This window comes from Pseudomonas sp. P1_A1 (genome assembly GCF_056406935.1).
On sequence record NZ_JBFTZE010000007.1, the window covers coordinates 35,130 to 57,402 of the forward strand.

The window sequence follows — 22,273 nt, forward strand, 5'->3', positions numbered from 1 at the left end:
TCTTCAATGCGACAACAAATTACAGAAGCACCGAGAATGCCGCTTGGGCACGTTGACAGCTCTGCAATTTCATGCAAGAGCAAAAGACAGTGAACCGATCTATGCTGCAAATTGCGGGCCTATTATTGGCAAACCCTTCTAATCCGGCAAGCGCAGCGTTGTGTCTTATTTTTCATGGCCATTGAGAAGCCCTGAAACGGGGCTTTGCGTTTCCCAATGCCTCGTTATCGGGCAGGCGGTTACACATTCAGTTACTCGAAAGGTGATGGGTAACAGTGGGAAATGGCCTACGGGGGAAGCCGATAATTATTGGTTGAAGATCAACATCAAAGGATCGCAGCCTTCGGCAGCTCCTACAGCTGGAATGCGATCTCTGTAGGAGCTGCCGAAGGCTGCGATCTTTTGATCTTCAACAACAAAAAGCCCCACCAGGCTCAACACCTGGCAGGGCTTCGATGACTCCGAATGCTACTTACGCAACATTCATCGTCTTGTGCGTATCAATCAAATGCTGCACCACACCCGGATCGGCCAGGGTCGAAATATCGCCCAACCCGTCGTATTCCGCCGTGGCGATCTTGCGCAGAATCCGGCGCATGATTTTGCCCGAGCGGGTTTTCGGCAGGCCCGGCGCCCATTGAATGACATCCGGCGAGGCAATCGGGCCGATCTCTTTACGCACCCAGTTCTTCAGCTCCAGGCGCAGTTGCTCGCTCGTCTCTTCACCAGCGTTCAATGTGACGTAGACATAAATGCCCTGCCCCTTGATGTCGTGCGGCACACCCACCACCGCCGCTTCGGCGACTTTCGGGTGGGCGACCATCGCGCTTTCGATCTCGGCGGTGCCCATGCGGTGCCCGGAAACGTTGAGCACGTCATCCACACGACCGGTGATCCAGTAGTAACCGTCCGCATCACGACGCGCACCGTCACCGGTGAAGTACATGCCACGGAAGGTCTTGAAGTAGGTGTCGACGAAACGGTCATGGTCGCCATACAGCGTACGCGCCTGGCCTGGCCACGAGTCGAGGATCACCAGGTTGCCCTCGGCAACGCCTTCGATGATGTTGCCCAGGTTGTCCACCAACGCCGGCACCACGCCGAAGAACGGCCGTGCTGCAGAGCCAGGCTTCAGACCGTGAGCGCCCGGCAGCGGGCTCATCATGTTGCCGCCTGTTTCGGTCTGCCACCAGGTATCGACGATCGGGCAACGGGATTGGCCGACATTCTTGTAGTACCAATCCCATGCTTCCGGGTTAATCGGCTCACCGACCGAACCCAACAGACGCAGGCTGCTGCCATCAGCGCCTTCGACAGCGGCGGTGCCCGACGCCATCATCGCGCGGATCGCGGTCGGCGCGGTGTAGAGGATGTTGACCTTGTGCTTGTCGACAACCTTCGCCACCCGGGTGATGTCCGGATAGTTCGGCACGCCTTCGAACAACACCGTGGTCGCGCCATTGGCCAGCGGGCCGTAGACGATATAAGTGTGGCCGGTGACCCAACCAACGTCGGCGGTGCACCAGTAAATTTCGCCCGGGCGGTAGTCGAACACGCGCTCGTGGGTCATCGCCGCATACAGCAGGTAACCGCCGGTGGTGTGCTGCACGCCCTTCGGCTTGCCGGTGGAGCCAGAGGTATAAAGGATGAACAGCGCTTCTTCGGCACCCATCTCTTTCGGCGCGCAGACACTGCCCGCCACTTTCATCAGGTCTTCGTACCAGATGTCGCGATGCTGGTTCCACTTGATGTTGCCACCGGTGCGCTTGCACACAATGACTTTCTGGATGCTGCTGGTTTCCGGGTTGGTCAGCGCGTCGTCGACGTTAGCCTTGAGCGGGATCTTCTTGCCGGCACGAACGCCTTCGTCGGCAGTGATCACCACTTTCGAGCGGCAGTCGATGATGCGACCGGCCAGGGCTTCCGGCGAGAAACCACCGAACACCACCGAGTGAATCGCGCCGATCCGGGTGCAGGCCAACATGGCGACCACGGCTTCGGGGATCATCGGCATATAGATCGTCACCACATCGCCACGGTGCACATCCTGGCCGCGCAAGGCGTTGGCGAACTTGCAGACTTGTTCGTGCAGCTCGCGGTAGGTGATGTTGCGGCTTTCGGCAGGGTCATCCCCTTCCCAAATAATCGCGACTTGATCGCCACGCTCGGCCAGATGACGGTCGAGGCAGTTGTAGGAAACGTTCAGCGTGCCGTCGGCGAACCATTTGATATCAACATGGTGATCGTCGAAGGACGTCTGCTTCACCGTGGTGAAAGGCTTGATCCAGTCAAGGCGCTTGGCTTGTTCGCGCCAGAAGCCGTCCGGGTTGACGACCGATTGCTGGTACATGGCCTTGTAAGTGGCCTCGTCAGTCAGCGTATTGGCTGCTACCTCGGGACGAACGGGATACAAAGAAGCCGCACTCATCTTTCTTACCTCGGTGGAATAGTTGTTTTTGTATGACCCCAGTTGTAGCCGGGGCGGGCCTATAGAACCATTCGACGATGGTAGTAACAAGCCCCTACAAAATGTGGCTATACCGCGACGAAGCGCTCAAACCCGGCTATTGCGGGGCTTCGCAGGAGCTGGCGAAGCCTGCGATCTTTTGATCTTGCGGGGGATTGTTACCAAATCTGCCAAAAGTGTTTATCAAAAGCACAGCTATATGCCCGCCATCCCCAAGCCTAAAATCGGTCTCGCCAACACGGCAATGTGATTAACCCAGTTGCAGCCCCCACGAAGGCAGTTAATCCAAGACTCTTTACTAAAGCTCCACACGCAATCCTAAAAAGATTGCGTGACCCCATTCGACCTCAGAAAGGTAAATTCGAAATGAAAGCTTTATTGGTTCTGGTCCTCAGCAGTCTGTGCGCAACCGCCATGGCAGATGAGGCTCCGACTGATGCCGCAAAACAACAACCCGTCGTCGAGGAATACACCTACTCCACCCATCTGGACATCGCCAAAGTTGTCTCGATGAGCGAAATCCCGAATGTGTGCGAAGTGGTCCCGGCCAAAATGGTCTACGACGACTCCAAAGGCCAGCGGCACATTCTGCGTTACAGCGTCATGGGTAACGGCTGCTCCAACGGCTGATCCGCCCCACTTTTATCTCCCGAGGCTCGACCMATCCTTTTTTAGAGACCAGATGAAGCGCCGAGCCTTGCATCGATAAATACGATTGTTTTAAGCATTTATTTGCACTTTTTAATCAAATTGTCTGGCGTAGTATGAATTCCACACCAAGGCAAAACGCCAACGAACCTGGAGCCACTACCATGAAAACCAAACTGATCCTCGCCCTGACCCTTTCCGTCCTGGCCGCCAACACCTTCGCCGCCGATGGCTACGACCGCACTGGCTCGGCTGCTTTCAACGATGCGGCTGTCGCTTCTGACGGTTACGACCACACCGGTTCTGCCTCTTTCGCGGCTGACGGTTTTGATCGTACGGGCGCTGCCAAAGTCGCTGCCGATGGCGCCGATCACATCGGTGCAGCCAAAGTTGCTGCTGATGGCTCCGACCGCGTGGGTGCCGCTCGTTTCAGCTGAAACCCGGCGCGACATCACAGCCCGACTTCGGTCGGGCTTAGTTGTGTCTGGAGTGGTTGAAAATCGACCAAAACCACAACATGTAGTGAAAAACAGAGGTTTTTGGTTGTTTTTTGAGCAACGTTTTTCAAGACCCTTTGCGGCTCAGAATTGCACACAATCTCGTCCACAAAACCCCGTCTATTGCTCTGTAAGCCCCGTCCCATCTGGCTTGCGCTGCCACAGCTGCCCGTAACGACGCAAACACCCTGGCCTTGCCGTCAAAAACCAGCCGAAACAGGCGAAAAAAAAACTTCCTCCGCCAAAGCCCTGTAAACCCTCGCTCCAACCTGAAAACGCCCCTCGCCGAGCCCTCCAGGTGCCATTTCGCCGCACCACGGGGCCGAAAATTTCCTTATAATGCGGACTTAAACGGGCCTGCAATATTCCCTTACAGGGGTGAAAAGCCAGTCTGAAGCCCACGCAGAGCGGTTCACGTTCTCTGCGCCCATCAGCGGCTTCGGAACACCCGTACAAAATTCTGTTTATTGCCTGCGTTGTACTGCTGCAACAAACGATTTCCTTTAGATCCAACGCGGCCAGAACCGGCCGTGTGAAAAACCAACCTATCAGTTTTCACACGGGCAACTGGCCCTCACGCAGGAGACGACACGTCATGCTGAGCTGGGACGAATTCGACAAAGAAGATGACGGCGAAGTCGCTGTAAAAGGCGCCAATGCCGGCCACGCTTCTGAAGCCAACATGGACCGCCTCGACAGCGCCGGTGGTGCCGCCGCTCAAGAGGCCCGCGCCGTGACCGCGACGGACTCCGCCGCGATCGCCCGCGCCAAGGCTGCCCTGGATTCCCTCGACGTCGCCGAAGGCCTCGCCGAACTGGAAGGCGCCTCTGCCCGTGTAGCTGTCGATGAAAAGCGCATGATCAACTGCCGCGCCGACCTCAACCAGCTCGTGCCATTCAAATACGACTGGGCATGGCAGAAGTACCTGGACGGCTGCGCAAACCACTGGATGCCGCAAGAAGTCAACATGACCGCCGACATCGCCCTCTGGAAAAACCCGGAAGGCCTGACCGACGACGAGCGCCGCATCGTGATGCGCAACCTCGGCTTCTTCTCCACCGCCGACTCCCTGGTTGCCAACAACCTGGTCCTGGCCGTGTACCGCCTGATCACCAACCCGGAATGCCGCCAGTACATCCTGCGCCAGGCTTTCGAAGAGGCGATCCACACCCACGCCTACCAATACTGCATCGAATCGTTGGCCATGGATGAAGGCGAAATCTTCAACATGTACCACGAGATCCCATCGGTCGCGAAAAAAGCCACCTGGGGCCTGAAATACACCCGTTCGATCTCCGATCCGAAGTTCGAAACCGGCACTGTCGAAACCGACAAAGAGCTGCTGCGCAACCTGATCGCCTACTACTGCGTTCTGGAAGGCATCTTCTTCTACTGCGGCTTCACCCAAATCCTCTCCATGGGCCGCCGCAACAAAATGACCGGCGTCGCCGAGCAGTTCCAGTACATCCTGCGCGACGAATCCATGCACCTGAACTTCGGCATCGACGTGATCAACCAGATCAAAATCGAAAACCCGCATTTGTGGGATGCCGAGATGAAGGAAGAAGCTTCGCAGATGATTCTGCAGGGGACTCAGCTGGAGATCGAATACGCGCGKGACACCATGCCACGCGGSGTACTCGGCATGAATGCGGCGATGATGGAGGACTACCTSAAGTTCATCGCTAACCGTCGYTTGWSSCAGATTGGKTTGAAGGAAGAGTACCCAGGGACGACTAACCCGTTCCCTTGGATGAGCGAGATTATGGACTTGAAGAAAGAGAAGAATTTCTTTGAGACTCGGGTTATTGAGTATCAGACTGGTGGGGCGCTTAGCTGGGATTGATAAAACGGAAATTAAAAGGGTCGCCATAGGGTGACCCTTTTTTTGCAAGTAGATTAACCCTCCACAACCTCAGGTCGAACGAAATCCAACCCAACTCGAGACAAATGACTACCAAGCCTATGAAGTAGGTGAAGCGCATATTCATAGCGAACATGCGCTACTACTTTCCCTTCATACTCGGAAAACTCCAGGCTTCCTTTATTATCCGCACTCCTTGCAACCGTAAAGATATTCGAGTGATCGAAGAACTTCCCTTGATTTTTAGCATAAAACTGCTGCCACCTTAACGTTGGCGCAACGGATTGTTCCGAACCGGGATCTGTCGAAAATGTAAATGCTATCGGATCGTTATTATCGATACTGAGAAACAGGTGATTTCCACGAGTGGCATTTTCAAGCGCCTTGTCATAGTTCGGCATTGGAATTAATTGGGCAGCTTTAAAAGGCTTCCAATCCCCCAAATGCCCTTTAGCAGAAGATTCTTCTCGTGGCTCCAAATCGCACGCCGGAGTCAAACAGATCCAGTATTCGCCCCCTACAATAAACACATGCCCGGTAAAAAGGTGATGACCATCGACTGGTTTACTGCAAACAAAATTATTGACATGCAGTGCGATTCTCTCAACATCTGAAGAGATAGCAGGATTACTGTATCTAGAAGGGTTTATATCATTATCTGCAAAATAGCGCCCGAGCTGCTCTGCAAACTTCAGCACTCCTGGCTCGACGTTCCCCCCCAGACTCTCCCAATGTCTTGCAATATTCCGCCTTACACTTGTTCGAAGCTCAAAATGTTTACGGTCAAATATATCTTTCAGCCATGCGGCCTGGAGATAAGGGTTCTTCAAAACCTCCTTCTCAACAATGATACCACGCCGACTTATCTCACCTCTCATACGGGACAAAATCAATCTATGCGGAGAAGGATCCCAGGCCTCAATCGCTGTAATTAAACAATCGGCAAACTCATTCGGCGAAACCTCAGACTTTTTGATAACTGTGACAAACAAGCTGTCTACTCGAATCCAATTGACCTGCCTATTCGTTCCCGCTATCTCTCCAGCTTCAACCAGTCCGTAGTCCGACTCAGACATTTCACCTTTAAGCGACTTTACCTTTTCACCTAGTACATACTTGAGCATATCTATACGATTAAACTTAGCGACGCTTTTATCTAGAAGGCTACAAAAAAGCCCAAAATCCTCATCACCTTCAAAATTTTTTAGATGCTCCTCCCCTAAAGCGAACGCCTTAATCAAAGTCAGACTATCAATACTATCGATCAACAGTCTCATAATTTTTGACTCAGTTGCTTCCCAATCTAAAATAACACTACTTAAATGTTTATTATTCAGAACTGGAAAACGCTGTTCGCACATCGAAAAAGAGGAAAGCGCCAAACCAATCTCTCTTACTGTATCTGCAATATCATTATTGGTATATACAATCACCAAATTAAAATGCTCATTACCTGAAAGTTTACGAAGCAAGCTAATTGCTCGCTCCCCGCCCTCATTATCGCCATTCAAATGGTAGTCCAACACCAACAAATCAGTATGATCAAAATGCGTAGCGCTTCGAACCTCACCATCGATAGTGATATTTTTCCCATCATGCACATCTACCATCCAAGGGTACGGCTTACGACTCCTACAAAAACCAATAATGTCTTTGGCTCTTTCTGCGTGAGGCTTTTTAGAAGCAGCCTCACTATCAGAAAGAAACTCATCAAGAGTCGGAAATTCGTCATCAACAACAACCGCATTTCTAATCGGGACGATAAATGCCTCATTGATTAAATCACGATAACTGAAAGCCGCTGCATTCACGGCATCATCCATTGCTTGTGAAACCATAACAGCGCCCTCAGTCATACTTAGCACCCCGAAACTTAATTACAAAATTTGCACCAGACAGTAACGACTCTGACTTAGAAGCGTAGTTTATTACGTGCCCACTTGCAGCCAAATTTGCGCGACATAAATAGAGCCCAACTCCACGACCGCCCCGAATCTTTCTAGTGAAAAAAATCTGAAACAAGTATTTCACATCATCCAAATCAACGCCCGGCCCATTATCCGAAACAAACACACCACTATCATTAACATCAAGCAGTATTTGCTTATCAAAGTTAGTCGAGCGAGAAACCCAGTAAGCGGAATTATTAATTAAATTTATAAATACAGGATAAATTCGCGCGGGCTGATCAACAATAGAAAACTTTAAAAATTCCGGTGTAGCATTCAGTGAAATATTCTTCGAAGCAAGCCCATCACCAAAAAAATCTTGCACATATTCAAGTATCATCAAACCCGTTATACGCACACGAGTTTTTGGCCCGGACAATTTTAAAGGGGAAAGAAATCTAAGCCGCTCCACCAGCGCTTCATATCCATCCCGCACTCCACAATACAAGGAAGTATTTTTCACTTCATCGGGAAATTTACGAAGATTGCTTGAAACAGCCTGTTCAAGCCCCTCAATCTCGTGACCAATAATTTCAACAGTAATTCCCAACTGTGCAAGTCCGTGCAACCTATCAACCTCCTCCCTAAGCTCTTCTGCTAGCGCCTCACTATTTTGCGCCAATGCCGCGAGATCAATACTTTCTTTCAAACTACTCAATGCCGACACGTACGATTCAAACAACCCTGAATTTTCCAGATCTTGAATGTCACGCTCTTCATCTAATTGGCGAGTAGCCTCACGCAAACTCAACGAACCGGACTCCACCTCTTCGAGTAAAGGAAGCATCTTTAAATGGTAAGCTTTATTTCTTTCTTCCTGAAGTAGTAACAATCGATCTTGCTCGGAACTCAGGAGGCTTTTTCCTTCTTGCGACCACCCTCGAATTCTTCTATGTAGAAAAGCAGCATTTGCACTAAGCTCAGAATACACAATATCTCTTGCTGACCGAGGCTTTATCACTTCAAGCGCAATACCTAACCTATCTTCCATCAAGTCAAGCATCTCCCTAATACGCCTTGACTTTCCCCGATAGGAATTGTAACGATCCTCCAAACTGCCCAAGTTCCTGGGCACATCAGAGATAGCCATTTCTTTTAATTTACGCTTTGCGTCATGCAATTGATTACGAAAGCTAACGACAACTTCCTCTTCATCCAAAACGGTATTATTGACACTTTCAGATAACTCATCGACTTCAGCGAAAAAATCCAGCAGAATCGGTTCAATTTTCTCAAGCTTTGAGTTGAAAGCTCTTCTACTTTTTAGTTTTTGTTTGTTTCTCGCAGCTTCTTCTTTTTGTTTTTTATAGGCTTCGATACGATCAGGGATAATACTGTCTCGCAAATCAGAACCAGTACCAAAATGCTGTCGTGCGGTAGTTTTCAACACATGAACAACTAGATCCCTGAAGACTTTCGCTGCTTTGTTGTCAATTAATCCTTCCCGCCCCGCTTTATCCCTCAGGTTAGGATTTTTTTCTTTTTTTAGAGCGACACGTCCGAAGAGCCTTCTCAACGACCAGAATTCACGACCGGCGTGCGAGGACCTACGTTTCTCTATCTGAAAAAAATCACTACCCTCGCGACCATAAGGCATCACTCGCAAGCCATTACGGTAGACCATGAAACCAGCATAATTTTCAGATTTAGATTCGAAACTTCTGTAGGCTTCCTCACTATGAGAAGTCGAGTCCAACCTCTGCTCATAAGTACCGATTCTAAGGTAGAACTCACCGACCAAAGTATCTCGCCTACTTGGAACATCAACTGCTGGAGGAATTACAACATCCTCTTCTATCCAATTACCAAACGCCTTAACTTTCCCTTTAAACACCCCGTCCTCGTCGAACTTTCCATCCAGGACATGTTCGAGCTCATATAACCAGTCAAGATCGAACGGGGGCGCATCATCTATAATAACTCTTAACTGCTTACCATCCCGCGCTGTTGCTTTGCAAGAAAACCCTTCAACCCCATAACCGCATTCTCGTTCAAAGTCGGTTAGAAACGGATCAGATAAGTTTGATAAGGTCTGAAAAAGCTGAGCTCTAGCTTGTCGTGCAGTAGCGTCTAACTCAGCCTCCGACTCAGGGCGTGGGAGCTGTGCCAATAAATCAAATTGAAGGTCAGATATGGCCAAGATCGTACCTTGATCTTTATCGCCTCTCCATAAAGGCCATTCAGCAAAATGCCGCTCTTCGTAAGTAGTACCAATCACCGTTTCTTGAATAAGAGACTGAGTTGTAACCTGCTTACCCTCAGATAACTCTAGAGAGCTGAAATCGCTCCAGGCCTTAGAAATTCGACGCCCACGCTCTGTATCGTCGGAAACAAACCCAACATTGGACAATAATCTTTGATACAAATCTGGAAGCAGGGCGAACAACTCTGTCTTTTCGAAAAACTCAACAACCGGGATCTCAATATCCATTAAAAAAAGATAAGGATTCTCAAATAAACGCCAATCAATCAAAGATGCTACAAATTGGTGCTTCTCCCTCTTAGAAACTATAAGAAGTAGAGACCCTAGATTCGCAGATGATAAACGGCCTATTCCTTTCTGCCCTTGCTTTACTCTCAACCGCAGTCCACCCCGATCATCAATAGGAGTTATTGATTCTCCCATCTTAGATTCGGTACCCACTACTAGCCAACGACTCGTAAACTCATCTCTACTCATTCCGTGGCCATCATCTACGATTACAGCTATCGCAGGGTCACCATCGTATATATGGAGACCAACATTTCGAGCATAAGCGTCGTATGAGTTTTTCCATAGCTCCGAAATTGCGGTCGGGCAATCTGCGATCTGCTCACGACCTAAATGGTCTATTGTTCTAGCGCGAGTTTGAAATGCAATCGATTCAATCATCTTGTCTTATATTCCTTCACAATGTACAAGAGACTCAGAAATGGCCCTCAACAATGCCTCACCAAGAAGAACTGGTACCGCATTACCTATTTGGACACCTGCAGCGATAAGCCCTCCTTTAAAAACAAAATCTTCCGGAAATGTTTGGAATCTCGCTGCGTGCCTAAGCGTGATGCCATGGTTCTCAGTTGGGTGAACAAATCTGCCTTTAGATGGATTAATACAGGCGGTTGTCATAGTAGGACCCGGTTCGGCAGGATCTATTCGACCGTAGACGTCTGTATGACCATCATGTTTACCATGACAAGGCAATACACGCCCGGAGTCCTTTCGGCTTCCGCCATTTAAAGGAGTTCTGTTAAACACATCAATCAACTCCTGCGAGTGATTCATATGACGATTATTTTCATCTAACAATGATAACGGCTTAGAGAATACTTCCGAAGCCGGGCACCAAGGAAGTAAATTTGAATCTTTTGCTAATGCTTTAGCATCTCCGTGAGTCGGCTTTGGTGGCCAAGCGATATCGAGTTTTACGTCTTTTCTGACACCAAGAACAAACACGCGTTTGCGTCGCTGTGGCACACCATAGTCCCTGGCATCAATAACGATAGGTTTATGGAGTTGGTACCCGGCCTTTTTTCCCTGCTTATAAAGCTCATCAAGAAATGGTTTGTGTCTAGGCCATAACAATCCTGGCACGTTTTCCATAAGGAAAACTTTCGCCTGAAGATGTTTTACGTACTCAAAATAGCGCAATAACAATTTATTTCGAGGATCATCTACACCAGCATCTTTTATTCTATGAACTGAAAACCCTTGGCACGGAGGCCCACCCAACAAAATATCGCACTGCTCACCATTAGAAAAATGATTAGTTCTGAGCGTACTAGGCTCTAGCGAAAGCAAGTTATCTTCGTATAGCGTGGACCTCCCCAACCTAGCAACATTATGAGCATAGGTTTCGCATGCTTTTGAATTCAACTCGACTGCAGCAACAATATCGATACCAACGTTACTCGCCGCTAACGAGAAACCGCCCGCACCTGCAAAAAGATCAACTCCGACTAGCTTTCTATTTCGCAAACTATTTTTCTGAACCGAACTATCCGAACGACTACTAGCTGCAGGAAAATTTTCGAGAGGCCCAGACTTCAACATATTATGACTCATAGTTCCAAACTACTACTTAATAATGCATTTTAAGAAAGCACCAACCAACTTTCTGACCGTCTTTTTAATGATCATTTAGCCTGCCTCGCCAGAACCACATATAGCAAAAATTTTCTAAGTCTCTCATGGTACAAGGGCCGTTTCTACTGGAATACCCGCCAACGGCTTTTTTTTCCACGCATCCCGAGAAAACCTCGCAATGACTCGAATCTGCTGAGCCGTGTAAAAATTTGGCGACAAAGCCATGATCTCGCGGCTTGACCCATTTTCAGCATGGCAATACCCTAGGTCTCCCGGCGCCTAAGAAACGCCTCAAGTAGCGGCCTGACCGCTCCCGAAAGATGCGGCTTTTTTGTGCCTATGGATTTCTCGTGGGTGTGAAAAAACCTTTGCTATGTCGGGAGTGGACTAATAGAAGACCCGTAAGGGGAATATGTCCGGCCTTCTACTTGGGGTTTCTTAACTCCCGGCGCCTTAGCCCTAAGAAAGCTATCAAGTAGAGGTAATGGATATGCCTAAGCGTTTTCCCTTCCCACTGAAGGAAATCACCTACAGCTTTACTGCTGAAATTATGCTTCCGCATTCGGAGGCAAATCATGTCTGAGCCCAACGCCCCCACTGTTTTCAACCGTCACAACCTCTCTCTCCACGCCCTTCTCCTTGAAAACCAGCCATGGTTCTGCGCCCGCGACATTGGCCGCTTGATGGGCGTGCATCTGAGTGAGCGCATGGTCAACAAGCTCGATAAGGATCAGCGCCGCGTTTTGTGGATTAAATATTTCCGGCAGCCAGAAAAACAGCTGATGCTCAGTGAGTCCGGCGTGTATGCGCTGTTGGTGTATCACTACGTCCCCGGGAATCGCTTGCTGCGTGAGTGGTTGACGCACCAGGTGGTGCCGGCCTTACGTGATGCGGGGCAGTCGGACAATTCGGATCGGCCGATGTTGAGTTTGTTGGATTGGCCAGAGATGTCGTTGAGTCTGTTGCATTGGCAGAATGAGGGTTGGATTCGGCTGCGGGACATGCCTTATTTGTTGCACGATCAGCCGCAGCGACGGGCTAAGGTGGCGAAACCTTGGTGGCGGAAGGCGGCAGAGCTGTTTGAGTCATCGAAGGACTCGATGGGACAGGTGAAGCGCCTGTAGGACCATCTTCGAGATACGTCGCTATTTTTTGTAGGAATTTTCGTAGACAGCCGTGATGGCCACTCAGTATCGTCCGAGGGTTTCCAACCCTCGGCGATTTTATGAGCGACAAGAAAAAAGATACCGACTGGAGTGTTCCTGAGATTGAGGCAGCGGTTGACGCCTATTTGAAGATGCTTGAGTTAGAGCGAATCGGCCAAAAATTTAACAAGGCACATGAGAATCGAGAGTTGCGTGCGTCAGCCTTGTCGACCCGCACCAAAGGCTCCGTTGAATTTCGAATGCAGAACATCTCTAGGGTTCTGATGACGATGGATCGGAATCCCATCAAGGGCTACAAACCCGCCAAAAACGTTGGTTCGAATGTTGAGCAGTTAATTCGAGCGGCGCTCACCGAGCGGGGCGTTCAGCCTGGCAACCCTGGCATTCCTACAGCCGATGAAGAAACATTAGAGCGTCGCGCTGCCGCGATTCAGAAACAAAAGATAAAAGAGCAGCCTAAGGGTATTAAGAAGCCGAAGCGAGCGGCAAGCTCTCGCACGGTTTATGTGCGCGACCCCGAGGTCAGAGCCTGGGTTCGTAACGAAGCCGAAGGGCATTGCGAAGGCTGTGGCAAACCGGCACCGTTTCAAAAGTTTGATTTGCCTTATCTGGAAGTCCACCACGTTAGGCCGCTCGCCGAAAAGGGCTCGGATCAAGTCAGCAACGCTGTAGCGTTATGTCCGAATTGTCATCAACGCTGCCACCACTCGAATGATCGGACTGAGTACACAGAATCTCTTTACTCAAAAATAGAACGACTCGTTCGCGAATAAGCGTCTGAACCTATCCAAGCTCCTCCTTGACCTGACGACTGCAACGTTTGCATTCTCTCTCTTCAGATGTGAAGTAGTCGGAGGGCTATCTGAATGTGTGCAGACACGGTCACACCAGAGCAACGCTCCAGAATCATGGCGCAGATAAAAGGCAAGAACACGAAGCCTGAGATGATCGTTAGATCGTTGTGCCATGTGATGGGGCTACGCTTCCGATTACATCGGCGAGACCTGCCCGGTACACCCGATTTAGTGTTTCCCAAACATCGCTTGTRCCTATTTGTTCACGGTTGCTTTTGGCATCGGCACGGATGCAAATACGCATCCACCCCAAAAACTCGTCCCGACTATTGGTCACAGAAACTCGACACGAACGCCAGTCGGGACGAGCGATGCATCAACAGGTTAAAACTGATGGATTGGAGGGTCGATGTGATATGGGAATGCGAGCTAAAAGACCTTGACCGCATAAAACAGCGCATCCGGTTACTCACCGCCTACACCTACTGAATACCGTCACCTAAAGGATCTAGAACCCACCATGAAATTCGACCTCGCCTACTGCCTCAGCCTAGACGACAAGCTGTCGATCTATGACGTGCGCGATTTGAATTTCGACGAAACCATGGAGTTCGATTCCGCCAAGGAGCATTTCCAGTGCCCCAACGATGCCTGCCGTTCGGCGTTTGATACGACCAACGTGCTGGGAACATTCAACGCCAAGAATGTGAATTACGTGCGCACGCCGCACTTCAAGAACATGCCCAGCACGCGGCATGTGGCGGATTGTCCTTATGTCAGTCTGAAGACGCCGGCGTCGGGCCTGGAGGCGGACGGGGCGGAATCGGATGACAGTCGGGAGGAGCATTTTCCGTCGGAGTTGTTGCTGACTCGGCGTGAGTATGTGCGTAAGCCTGCGAGCCCGGCGGTGGCGGCGGATGTTATGCGGGATGACCCGACACCCAGCTCAGCGGCCAATAACGTCGAGCAGCCTAGCCGGGAGTCGGCGCCGGACAAGACCAGTGTCTTCGCCCACCCGGTGGAGTGTTTTGTGTCGAATTTTGCGGACAAGGAGCTGCTCAAGCGCATGCCGCTGAAGATTGGCGAGCACACGGCGCCTTATGGGTCGTTCTTCAAGAAGATCGAGTACCTGCAAGACAACAAGGGGCTGATTTACTGGGGCAAGATCAAGGAGATCAAGGATTACACCCAGAGCTTTCGCATCGATTTCGAACAGAAGGTCTGGTTCAAGCAAGCGGACGAGGCGAAGAAGAAGCCTTATTCTGTGAACGTTTATCTGAGCAAGAAGCTGATCGACAACTACCGCAAGCGCAAAGCGTTTCTGGAAGAGATCAAGCATGCCATCGACAGTGATGCCGAGTTGTATTGCTTCTTTTATGGCGTGACGCCGGAGTTGAAGCAGGTGCCGAGCAAGAAAAACCCCGAACAGACGTTCGGGGTGTTCAGTGCCAACATCGAGAACCTGGATCACTTCATTATTCGTGAAGCGCCGGGGTTGGCAGCAGGCTAAGGATCAGTTGTGAGGCAGCTCGAGTTTGACCGCGCCGGGATGTTGCTTGACCACGGCGTATGGCAGCACTGACCAGCCCGGGTCATCGCAATTACGTTGTACGCGGGCGAAGTACGGTCCCAGGTATAGGCCTTTGGCGGTGAAGTGCCAGTTGGAATAACCCCAAACGCTTTCGTCGGTGTAGTCGCAGCTGTCCTCGTCCGCCGGCTTCTGCATTTCCTCGGGGTACAGCGCGGCGAATTGCTTGATCAGCCATGGTACGAACACTTCGCGCTGATAGGTGAATCGTGCCTTGCTCTCTTCCTCGGTCAAGGATGTATCGCTCGCGCCGTCGCGGTCGGCGTGCAGCAGCGGCTTGCCGTTGCCCACCCACAGCACGTCTTCCAACGACAGGCTATGGCCGGTGTGAACGTCGAGGTTGATCGGCGAATTGCCAAAGTCCGGGTGAGCGCCGCCGCAGCTGTAGCTGGTGGAGATGTTCAGGCTGACCACATCGGGCGATAGGAATTGGGGGGCGACGCCTTGGTCGAACTCGGCAAATTCCCCACCTCCCAGCAAGCAGCCGTGGTAGTTGATGACTTCGCTCCAGAGCCGCTCCAACAATTGCTGATTGATCCGCTGCTGGTCAGCTTTCGGGTAGCCGGACTCGATGCTGAACATGGAGAGACCGGACGCGGGCTCCGTCCACCATTGCAGGTCGTAGCCCATGAAGGACTCTTTCTTGCCCGGTTTGAGTTTCAAGCCTTGCAGGCGCAGATATTCGTAAGGGTCGCTTTTCGGCAGCGCGGCGATGAAGGGCAAGGCGCCTGCTGCCGGTGCCGGGAGCTTGGCCTCGGTCAATTGCATTTGCAGGATTTTGCCCTTGGGGCCTTTCCATTCGCCTTGCCAGCCGTTGGCCGTTTCTTGCAGCTTCAGGGTTGGCTGGGGTTTGTCTTCACCGTAGCGGTTGTTGCCTTCGGTTAGCGTCAGGGTCTCTTCTTGCAGCGAGCCGCTCAGCTCCAGGTCGCGATGGTATTTCTCATAGAAGTAGCGGCCGGTGACTTCGTCCGGCTGGTTGGTGTTGAGTTCCAGCACGATCGGCATCTTGCCCAGGGTGCCGGTGAACACTCGTCTCCCGTCCTCGGCATGAGCAGTGGAACACAGCATGAGTAACAGCGTGGCGACTGGCGCCAGGCGTAACAATCCTTTGAACATTGATCGATCCCTGAATGAGTCGGAAGCCGCGCCGGGCAGATTGCATGCGGCGCAGGTTGAACGGGGGACGGATTATGGCGAGGTTGCAGGGGAGAATCGAGCCTCATTGCACGCCCCACTTCGTCGCCATGCTGAACATCACCACTACCAGCAAACCAATATAAACCCGCGCATGCACCCGATCCGGTATCCGCCCGATCCACGGCGTGGCCAGCCGAATCCCCACCAGCGACCCAACCGTCAGCACCGCAAACGCCAGCACATCCACATAACCGACAAACCACGCCCCCAGATCAAACTCGGTAAACCCGGCCATCGCCATATAGGTCAGCGTCCCAGCCACCGCAACGGGCAGACTCAACGGATTAGCCATGGACGTCGCCTGGGACATGCTCAGCCCACAACGCCGCAACAACGGCACGGTCATGACGCTGCCACCCACCCCAAGAAACGTGGCGATAGCGCCAATTCCCACACCGCCGCCAGACACTTCTGCCCCGCCCAATCGCCGTGGGATTTCGGTGTAGGACTGCGTAAGAAAACCACGCCTGAACAAGCAATCCAGAATGGTCACGCCCAGGTAAACGATGAAGGCCAACCGGATCAACTCACCACTCGCCCACATCGCGGCAATAGCTCCGACAATCGCGCCCAAGCCGATGAACCCGCCCAACGGCCACAAGTAATGGCGGATGAGATTGCCCGCGTGGTGATGTTTTCTGGTGGCGATTAGCACATTGACGATCATCACGCAGGTCGAAGTCGCCACGGCAATGTGCATCGCCGATTGGCCGATGGGGTCGTCGATGCCGTGACTGGCCGTGAGCATGCGGTACAGCAAGGGCACGACGACGAAGCCGCCGCCGAAGCCGAACAGCACGGCGGTAACGCCGGTCATGCAGCCGAAAAGTGCCAGCAAGAGGTAGAAGAACATCGCGCATCGTCCGTGGGTTGAGAGTGGCCGACGATAGAGCGACGGGGCTTGGCCTGCTTCAGCAAGTCAGCCAATAATGTTTGCGTTTACGCCAACCGCTGGGTGCCGCTCGATGCGCAATGTTTCGATTGATCTGCTGGACGACACGCCACGGCCGGTGGTGGCCATCGGCACGGATTACCCCGATGGTCATCGGTTGCCGCGCCATACCCATCGGCGGGCGCAGTTGTTGTATGGCGCCACCGGGGTGATGCAGGTGAGCACGCTCGACGGCAATTGGGTGGTGCCGCCGCAGCGGGCGGTGTGGATTCCGCCGGGGGTGGCGCATGAGGTGTTGATGCTGGGGGTGAGCACTCGCAGTGTGTATATCGAACCGGGGGCGGTGGATCTGGGCAAGCGTTGCCAGGTGATCAGTGTTTCGCCATTGATGCGGCATTTGTTGATGGAAGCGGTGGAGGTTGCGCTGGAGTATGACGAGGCCGGGCGCGATGGGGCGCTGATCGACTTGTTGCTGCATGAACTGGCGCGCAGTGCTCACCTGCCATTGCACATTCCGCTGCCTGTGGATTCGCGGTTGCTGGGGTTGTGTCAGGTGTTTCTTCGGCAACCGAACGCTCACCAATCGCCGCAGCAATGGGCCGATCGGTTGCATATCAGCCTGCGTACGTTCAATCGTCTGTTCCGCCAACAAACCGGGCTGAGTTTCAGCCAATGGCGGCAGCGAGCTTGTGTGGTGCAGGCCTTGGCGCGGCTGGCGGTGGACACGCCGGTGACGCGCATTGCCCTGGATTTTGGCTATGAAAGCCCGGCGGCATTTTCGACCATGTTTCGTCGTGTACTGGGGCAGGCGCCGTCCATTTGGTTGGAGGGGGCGAAATGACCCCGTAGGAGCGAGGCTTGCCCGCGAAGAATGCAACGCGGTATTTCAGGGATTACGCATCATCGTTCTTCGTGGGCAAGTCGGATCGCCGCACCGCTCGCGTCTACAGGTTCTTCACTAGGCGGATGATTGTCTTGACTGGCTTGTTCTGACAGCAACTCAAAGCTCTGCTCCTTCACATCCTGGGAATCCAGGCCGATTTGCACCCGGAACTCACCCGGCTCGGCGACGTATTCCAGTTGGGCGTTGAAGAATTTCAAGTCGTTTTCATCAATGCTGAAGTGGATGGCTTTCTCCTCTCCGGCCTTGAGCATGATTTTTTGAAAGTTCTTCAGTTCCTTGACCGGACGGGCGACGGAGGCAACGACATCACGGATATACAGTTGAACCACCGTTTCGCCGTCACGCTGGCCGGTATTTTTCACCATGATGCTGGCGACGAGGTTCTCGTTCTTGTTCAGTGTGGTCGAAGACAGGGCCATGTCGGTCAGGCTGAAATCGGTATAACTCAGCCCATAGCCGAAGGGGTAAAGCGGCCCATAGGATTGATCGAAATATTGCGACGTGTAGTTGCGAAGCGCACCCGGCAGGTACGGACGTCCGGTGTTCAGGTGGCTGTAATAATTGGGGATCTGCCCCACGGAACGTGGAAAGGTGATGGGTAATTTACCGGACGGGTTGTAGTCACCGAACAATACATCGGCAACGGCGTTGCCTCCCTCGGTGCCGCTGTACCAGGTTTCCAGAATCGCATCGGCCTGTTTCTGCTCCTTGCCGATCGACAACGGCCGACCGTTCATCAATACCAGTACCAGCGGCTTGCCGGTGGCTTTCAGGGCGGTGATCAATTCACTCTGGCGCCCCGGCAGATCGAGGCTGGTTCGACTGGCCGCTTCATGGGACATGCTGCGGGGCTCGCCCACCACGGCGATGACAACATCGGCTTGCTGTGCAACCTTGACTGCTTCGTCAATCATTTCTTCTGCCGGGCGAGGGTCGTTGGCGATTTCAGACACGCCCTGGTATTCCAGGTATTTAACAACCTCCTGATCCTCCTCGAGATTGGCGCCTCGCGCATAGATCAGCGAACCCTGGTTCATCGCGCTTTTCAGCCCGTCGTAGATCGTCACCGATTGCGCGGGCACACCACTTGCAGACCAACTGCCCATGATGTCGACGGTACTTTTTGCCAACGGGCCGATGAGCGCGATCGTGCCCTCTTTTTTCAGCGGCAAGAGCCCGTTTTCATTCTTCAACAGCACCAGTGTCTTGCGTGCCACTTCACGGGCCTGCGCTCTGTGCAGATGGTTTTCGGCGTTGTTATCAGCAGCGCTTTCATTGGCAGCGCCGAGGCGCCGGTAAGGGTCTTCGAATAGCCCCATGTCGTACTTGGCACCCAGTACTTCCCGCACCGCGTTATCAATATCGCTCTGGGAAATGGCGCCAGACTCAAGCAGCCCTGGCAACTCCGGGCCATAGGAGGAGTCGTTCATGCTCATATCAATGCCGGCCCTGATGGCGAGCCTGGCCGCGTCTCGAGGATTCCTCGCAACACCGTGCTGAACCAGATCGGTGACCCCGTTATGGTCGCTGATGACCAGTCCCTTGAAGCCCCACGCTTTGCGAAGCAGGTCCTGCATCAACCATTTATTGGCCGCCGCCGGCACGCCATTTACCGAGTTAAGCGCCGCCATGACGGCTCCCGCGCCACCCTCGATCGCCGAACGATAAGGTGGCAGGTAGTCCTGGTACATTCGGGTCAGGCCCATGTCGACGCTGTTGTAGTCGCGCCCCCCTTCGACAGCCCCATACAACGCAAAGTGCTTGGCGCTGGACATGATGCTGTCGGGCGCGTTCAAGCTCTGGCCCTGGTAGGCCTGGACCATCACTCTGGCAATGCGTGAAACCAGATAGGTGTCTTCACCGAAGCCTTCGGATGTGCGCCCCCAGCGAGGATCACGGGCGACATCGATCATCGGGGCGAAGGTCATATCGATACMGTCCTCACTGGCTTCTTTCGCCGCCGTTCGACCGCTCAACTCGATGGCGTCCATATCCCAACTGGAGGCCAAGGCCAGGCCGATGGGAAAAATGGTTCGATGACCGTGTATCACGTCCCAACCGAAAAACATCGGTATCTTCAGGCGGCTTTGTTGAGCCGCGTCCTGCATGGGGCGGTTTACGTAACGGCTTACAGAGTTATATGTTCCCCCGATGCGCCCGGCAGTGATCTCCTGGCAGATTTTTTCGGGCGTCATCTTTTCATCGATAGCGATCAGCCGCAGTTGGCCGACTTTCTCGTCGAGGGTCATCTGATTGATGAGATTGGTGACAAAGGCATCTTTGTTTGGCGATACCGTATCGGCCAGGACCGGCAGAGTTGTAAAGCTGATCAGGGCACATAGCAGACGTAGTCTTTTCATGATTCCCTTCCCCGCATAACGCTGTGGCGCACCGCCTTTGAAACGCCACCTTTCCGGCATTGAAGATCAGAAAGCTGGCGTTCAATCATTTGGAGCTTTCAGGAAACCGCCTAGAGACAGCGTAGTCGGTCCAACGCCCCTGCCTGAGCGAAAAAAGAGAATCGATCAAAAAATGAGTTTGATCCGGGCGCAAAACAACTGTACAAAAACACAGTACATTTTCGAATCGCCACGCTCGATCCCCGGAGAAAACCATGGCCTCTCTTGCAATGAAAATCACCCTGGAACGTATCGCCCTCTTCCAGTTCACCCCCGCCCACTGCGCCCAGGCCCGAGCGATGCTGGGTTGGAGTGTGGAAGAGTTGTCCGAGGAATCCGGGGTTTCCGTTGACGCCATCCAGCGATTCGAAGCGCAGCGTAATGTGCTGGATGTCACGCGGCTGGCGTTGGCGTATCGGTTTGAATCGCAAGGCCTGGTGTTCTTCCCGGGGTTTGCACCGGGCCGAGGGATGAATGTGAAAGGGTCCACACCGAATCCGGTGGGGCGGGCGGATTATGCGATGGTTGAGTGAGGTTGCAGCAGATGCGGGCCAAAGCCGAACACGTTATGAAAATAGGCATGCTCCTCGAAACCGGTCGGCTGAGTCAGGCTGAGGCTGCCCATAGGCTTGGATTGTCTGAGGAGGAACTGAACGAAATACTCCGTGGAGAATTTTGCGAACTGACCGTGGCAAAAATCTCGGAATATATAAACCTGTTACTGGACGAACGCAGATAAAAAAACCGGGGTGCTTGCACGACAAGCGCCCCGGCAGCACAACATCAAGCGTTCTGTACTGTTGCCTGATCGCTTACACCTTCCACCCCCAACCACCACGCAGCACCACTCTGCGGGTACATCACGTTGAACGCCTCGCCCATTTGCGGCGTGGTGATCGATACGTTCCGTTCCCAGGCCAACGCCAGAATACGGTCGAAAGGTTCGTACCAGGCGTGCATCGACAGGTCGAAGGTGCCGTTGTGGATCGGTAGCAACCAGCGCCCTTTAAGGTCGATGTGCGCTTGCAGGGTTTGCTCGGGCTGCATGTGCACGTGAGGCCACTCGACGTTGTAGGCGCCGGTTTCCATAAGGGTCAGGTCGAATGGGCCGTACTGCTCGCCGATGCGTTTGAAGCCGTCGAAGTAGCCGCTGTCGCCACTGAAGAAAATCCGCGTGTCGCCGTCGATCATCACCCACGATGCCCAAAGGGTGCTGTTACCGTCGAACAGCCCGCGACCGGAAAAGTGCTGCGAAGGTGTGGCTACGAATTGAAGGCCATCGACCTCGGTGCCCTGCCACCAATCCAGTTGGCGCACTTTGCTGGCGTCGATGCCCCACTTGATCAGGGTGTCACCCACGCCCAGGGGCGTGAGGAAGTAGCGGGTCTTGTCCGCCAGTTTGAGCACGGCCTGATAATCGAGGTGGTCGTAGTGATCGTGGGACAGGATCACCGCTTCAATCGGCGGCAGGTCTTCGAGGCTGATCGGCGGCTGGTGGAAACGCTTGGGGCCGGCCCACTGCACGGGCGAGGCGCGTTCGGCGAAGACCGGGTCGGTGATCCAGAACTTGTCCCGCAGCTTGAGCAGAAGCGTGGAATGGCCCAGGCGATAGACGCTGTGGTTGGGCGCGGCAATCAACGCCGCCTGGGTCAGGGTTTGCACCGGAACGGGGGCCGACGGCCGGGTGTCGTGCGGTTTGTTGAAGATGAAGTTCCACAGGATGCGCAAGGTTTTGCGAAAGCCTTCGCGCTGCACCGGCACATGGTTTCGGTACTGCCCTTGAGCCTGTCGGGACGCTTCAGGCGTTGAAGCGTTGTTCGCTGGGGAAGTTGAAGTGTCCAT

General features: G+C 52.9%; 18 protein-coding genes. 10 read left to right on the forward strand and 8 right to left on the reverse strand.

Annotation, left to right across the window (positions count from 1 at the left end):
• Positions 1–472: 472 nt before the first annotated feature.
• A complete protein-coding gene (gene acs, locus AC1D2Q_RS12325; RefSeq protein ID WP_477813349.1) occupies positions 473–2,428 on the reverse strand; it encodes an acetate--CoA ligase in 1,956 nt (651 codons plus the stop codon).
• Positions 2,429–2,833: 405 nt separating this feature from the next.
• Between acs and AC1D2Q_RS12330 the strand changes: the two genes are divergently transcribed.
• The 3 genes from AC1D2Q_RS12330 to AC1D2Q_RS12340 all read left to right on the forward strand — a co-directional run bounded on the left by AC1D2Q_RS12330 (position 2,834) and on the right by AC1D2Q_RS12340 (position 5,458).
• Positions 2,834–3,097, forward strand: a complete 264-nt coding sequence (locus AC1D2Q_RS12330) for a DUF2790 domain-containing protein (protein WP_111454805.1) — start codon at positions 2,834–2,836, stop codon at positions 3,095–3,097.
• Positions 3,098–3,279: 182 nt separating this feature from the next.
• Complete coding sequence (locus tag AC1D2Q_RS12335) at positions 3,280–3,552, forward strand: hypothetical protein (protein ID WP_028939372.1); 273 nt, start codon at positions 3,280–3,282, stop codon at positions 3,550–3,552.
• A 655-nt stretch (positions 3,553–4,207) separates the two neighbouring features.
• Positions 4,208–5,458, forward strand: coding sequence for a ribonucleotide-diphosphate reductase subunit beta (locus tag AC1D2Q_RS12340; RefSeq protein WP_477813350.1), 1,251 nt, complete (start codon positions 4,208–4,210; stop codon positions 5,456–5,458).
• Positions 5,459–5,511: 53 nt separating this feature from the next.
• Here AC1D2Q_RS12340 and AC1D2Q_RS12345 read toward each other — a convergent pair whose 3' ends face one another.
• From AC1D2Q_RS12345 to AC1D2Q_RS12355, 3 genes are read right to left on the reverse strand one after another with little or no spacing between them, the layout of a single operon-like run.
• Positions 5,512–7,332, reverse strand: a complete 1,821-nt coding sequence (locus AC1D2Q_RS12345) for a response regulator receiver domain (protein WP_477813351.1) — start codon at positions 7,330–7,332, stop codon at positions 5,512–5,514.
• Positions 7,325–10,297 (reverse strand): sensor histidine kinase, encoded by a 2,973-nt coding sequence (locus AC1D2Q_RS12350; protein ID WP_477813352.1) that lies wholly within the window; start codon positions 10,295–10,297, stop codon positions 7,325–7,327. Before AC1D2Q_RS12350 ends, AC1D2Q_RS12345 begins: the two co-directional genes overlap by 8 nt.
• Before the next feature lie 6 nt (positions 10,298–10,303).
• Complete coding sequence (locus AC1D2Q_RS12355; RefSeq protein ID WP_477813353.1) at positions 10,304–11,458, reverse strand: DNA cytosine methyltransferase; 1,155 nt, start codon at positions 11,456–11,458, stop codon at positions 10,304–10,306.
• A gap of 608 nt (positions 11,459–12,066) precedes the next feature.
• On the opposite strand from AC1D2Q_RS12355, the gene AC1D2Q_RS12360 reads away from it, so the two are divergent.
• The 4 genes from AC1D2Q_RS12360 (at position 12,067) to AC1D2Q_RS12375 (ending at position 14,961) form a co-directional block, all read left to right on the forward strand.
• The gene (locus AC1D2Q_RS12360; RefSeq protein WP_477813354.1) at positions 12,067–12,615 is read left to right on the forward strand and encodes a BRO-N domain-containing protein; all 549 of its coding nucleotides are present in this window, start codon (positions 12,067–12,069) and stop codon (positions 12,613–12,615) included.
• Between the two features lie 101 nt (positions 12,616–12,716).
• Positions 12,717–13,430: an HNH endonuclease gene (locus AC1D2Q_RS12365; protein ID WP_477813355.1), complete on the forward strand. Its 714-nt coding sequence runs from the start codon at positions 12,717–12,719 to the stop codon at positions 13,428–13,430.
• Between the two features lie 93 nt (positions 13,431–13,523).
• Complete coding sequence (locus AC1D2Q_RS12370; RefSeq protein ID WP_477813356.1) at positions 13,524–13,940, forward strand: very short patch repair endonuclease; 417 nt, start codon at positions 13,524–13,526, stop codon at positions 13,938–13,940.
• Between the two features lie 31 nt (positions 13,941–13,971).
• On the forward strand, positions 13,972–14,961 hold the full coding sequence (locus tag AC1D2Q_RS12375) for a hypothetical protein (protein WP_477813357.1): 990 nt from the start codon (positions 13,972–13,974) through the stop codon (positions 14,959–14,961).
• Positions 14,962–14,964: 3 nt separating this feature from the next.
• Here AC1D2Q_RS12375 and AC1D2Q_RS12380 read toward each other — a convergent pair whose 3' ends face one another.
• Both AC1D2Q_RS12380 and AC1D2Q_RS12385 read right to left on the reverse strand, forming a co-directional pair.
• A complete protein-coding gene (locus AC1D2Q_RS12380) occupies positions 14,965–16,155 on the reverse strand; it encodes a hypothetical protein (protein ID WP_477813358.1) in 1,191 nt (396 codons plus the stop codon).
• A gap of 103 nt (positions 16,156–16,258) precedes the next feature.
• Positions 16,259–17,089, reverse strand: a complete 831-nt coding sequence (locus AC1D2Q_RS12385; protein WP_477813359.1) for a sulfite exporter TauE/SafE family protein — start codon at positions 17,087–17,089, stop codon at positions 16,259–16,261.
• Positions 17,090–17,201: 112 nt separating this feature from the next.
• Between AC1D2Q_RS12385 and AC1D2Q_RS12390 the strand changes: the two genes are divergently transcribed.
• A complete protein-coding gene (locus tag AC1D2Q_RS12390; RefSeq protein ID WP_477813360.1) occupies positions 17,202–17,969 on the forward strand; it encodes an AraC family transcriptional regulator in 768 nt (255 codons plus the stop codon).
• A 59-nt stretch (positions 17,970–18,028) separates the two neighbouring features.
• Here AC1D2Q_RS12390 and bglX read toward each other — a convergent pair whose 3' ends face one another.
• Positions 18,029–20,392 (reverse strand): beta-glucosidase BglX, encoded by a 2,364-nt coding sequence (gene bglX, locus AC1D2Q_RS12395; RefSeq protein ID WP_477813361.1) that lies wholly within the window; start codon positions 20,390–20,392, stop codon positions 18,029–18,031.
• A gap of 254 nt (positions 20,393–20,646) precedes the next feature.
• Here bglX and AC1D2Q_RS12400 point away from each other — a divergent pair, with 254 nt between their 5' ends.
• Complete coding sequence (locus AC1D2Q_RS12400; protein WP_018926408.1) at positions 20,647–20,964, forward strand: helix-turn-helix domain-containing protein; 318 nt, start codon at positions 20,647–20,649, stop codon at positions 20,962–20,964.
• An 11-nt stretch (positions 20,965–20,975) separates the two neighbouring features.
• On the forward strand, positions 20,976–21,170 hold the full coding sequence (locus AC1D2Q_RS12405) for an XRE family transcriptional regulator (RefSeq protein WP_477813362.1): 195 nt from the start codon (positions 20,976–20,978) through the stop codon (positions 21,168–21,170).
• 44 nt (positions 21,171–21,214) lie between these two features.
• Here the strand turns inward: AC1D2Q_RS12405 and AC1D2Q_RS12410 are convergent, their stop codons facing one another.
• Complete coding sequence (locus AC1D2Q_RS12410) at positions 21,215–22,273, reverse strand: MBL fold metallo-hydrolase (RefSeq protein WP_477813363.1); 1,059 nt, start codon at positions 22,271–22,273, stop codon at positions 21,215–21,217.

Excerpts from the sequence above, each read along its gene's own strand:
- acs (WP_477813349.1), bottom strand. The coding sequence starts at position 2,428 with ATGAGTGCGGCTTCTTTGTATCCCGTTCGTCCCGAGGTAGCAGCCAAT.
- AC1D2Q_RS12330 (WP_111454805.1), top strand. The coding sequence starts at position 2,834 with ATGAAAGCTTTATTGGTTCTGGTCCTCAGCAGTCTGTGCGCAACCGCC.
- AC1D2Q_RS12335 (WP_028939372.1), top strand. The coding sequence starts at position 3,280 with ATGAAAACCAAACTGATCCTCGCCCTGACCCTTTCCGTCCTGGCCGCC.
- AC1D2Q_RS12345 (WP_477813351.1), bottom strand. The coding sequence starts at position 7,332 with ATGACTGAGGGCGCTGTTATGGTTTCACAAGCAATGGATGATGCCGTG.
- AC1D2Q_RS12350 (WP_477813352.1), bottom strand. The coding sequence starts at position 10,297 with ATGATTGAATCGATTGCATTTCAAACTCGCGCTAGAACAATAGACCAT.
- AC1D2Q_RS12355 (WP_477813353.1), bottom strand. The coding sequence starts at position 11,458 with ATGTTGAAGTCTGGGCCTCTCGAAAATTTTCCTGCAGCTAGTAGTCGT.
- AC1D2Q_RS12360 (WP_477813354.1), top strand. The coding sequence starts at position 12,067 with ATGTCTGAGCCCAACGCCCCCACTGTTTTCAACCGTCACAACCTCTCT.
- AC1D2Q_RS12365 (WP_477813355.1), top strand. The coding sequence starts at position 12,717 with ATGAGCGACAAGAAAAAAGATACCGACTGGAGTGTTCCTGAGATTGAG.
- AC1D2Q_RS12375 (WP_477813357.1), top strand. The coding sequence starts at position 13,972 with ATGAAATTCGACCTCGCCTACTGCCTCAGCCTAGACGACAAGCTGTCG.
- AC1D2Q_RS12380 (WP_477813358.1), bottom strand. The coding sequence starts at position 16,155 with ATGTTCAAAGGATTGTTACGCCTGGCGCCAGTCGCCACGCTGTTACTC.
- AC1D2Q_RS12385 (WP_477813359.1), bottom strand. The coding sequence starts at position 17,089 with ATGTTCTTCTACCTCTTGCTGGCACTTTTCGGCTGCATGACCGGCGTT.
- AC1D2Q_RS12390 (WP_477813360.1), top strand. The coding sequence starts at position 17,202 with ATGCGCAATGTTTCGATTGATCTGCTGGACGACACGCCACGGCCGGTG.
- AC1D2Q_RS12400 (WP_018926408.1), top strand. The coding sequence starts at position 20,647 with ATGGCCTCTCTTGCAATGAAAATCACCCTGGAACGTATCGCCCTCTTC.
- AC1D2Q_RS12405 (WP_477813362.1), top strand. The coding sequence starts at position 20,976 with ATGCGGGCCAAAGCCGAACACGTTATGAAAATAGGCATGCTCCTCGAA.
- AC1D2Q_RS12410 (WP_477813363.1), bottom strand. The coding sequence starts at position 22,273 with ATGGACACTTCAACTTCCCCAGCGAACAACGCTTCAACGCCTGAAGCG.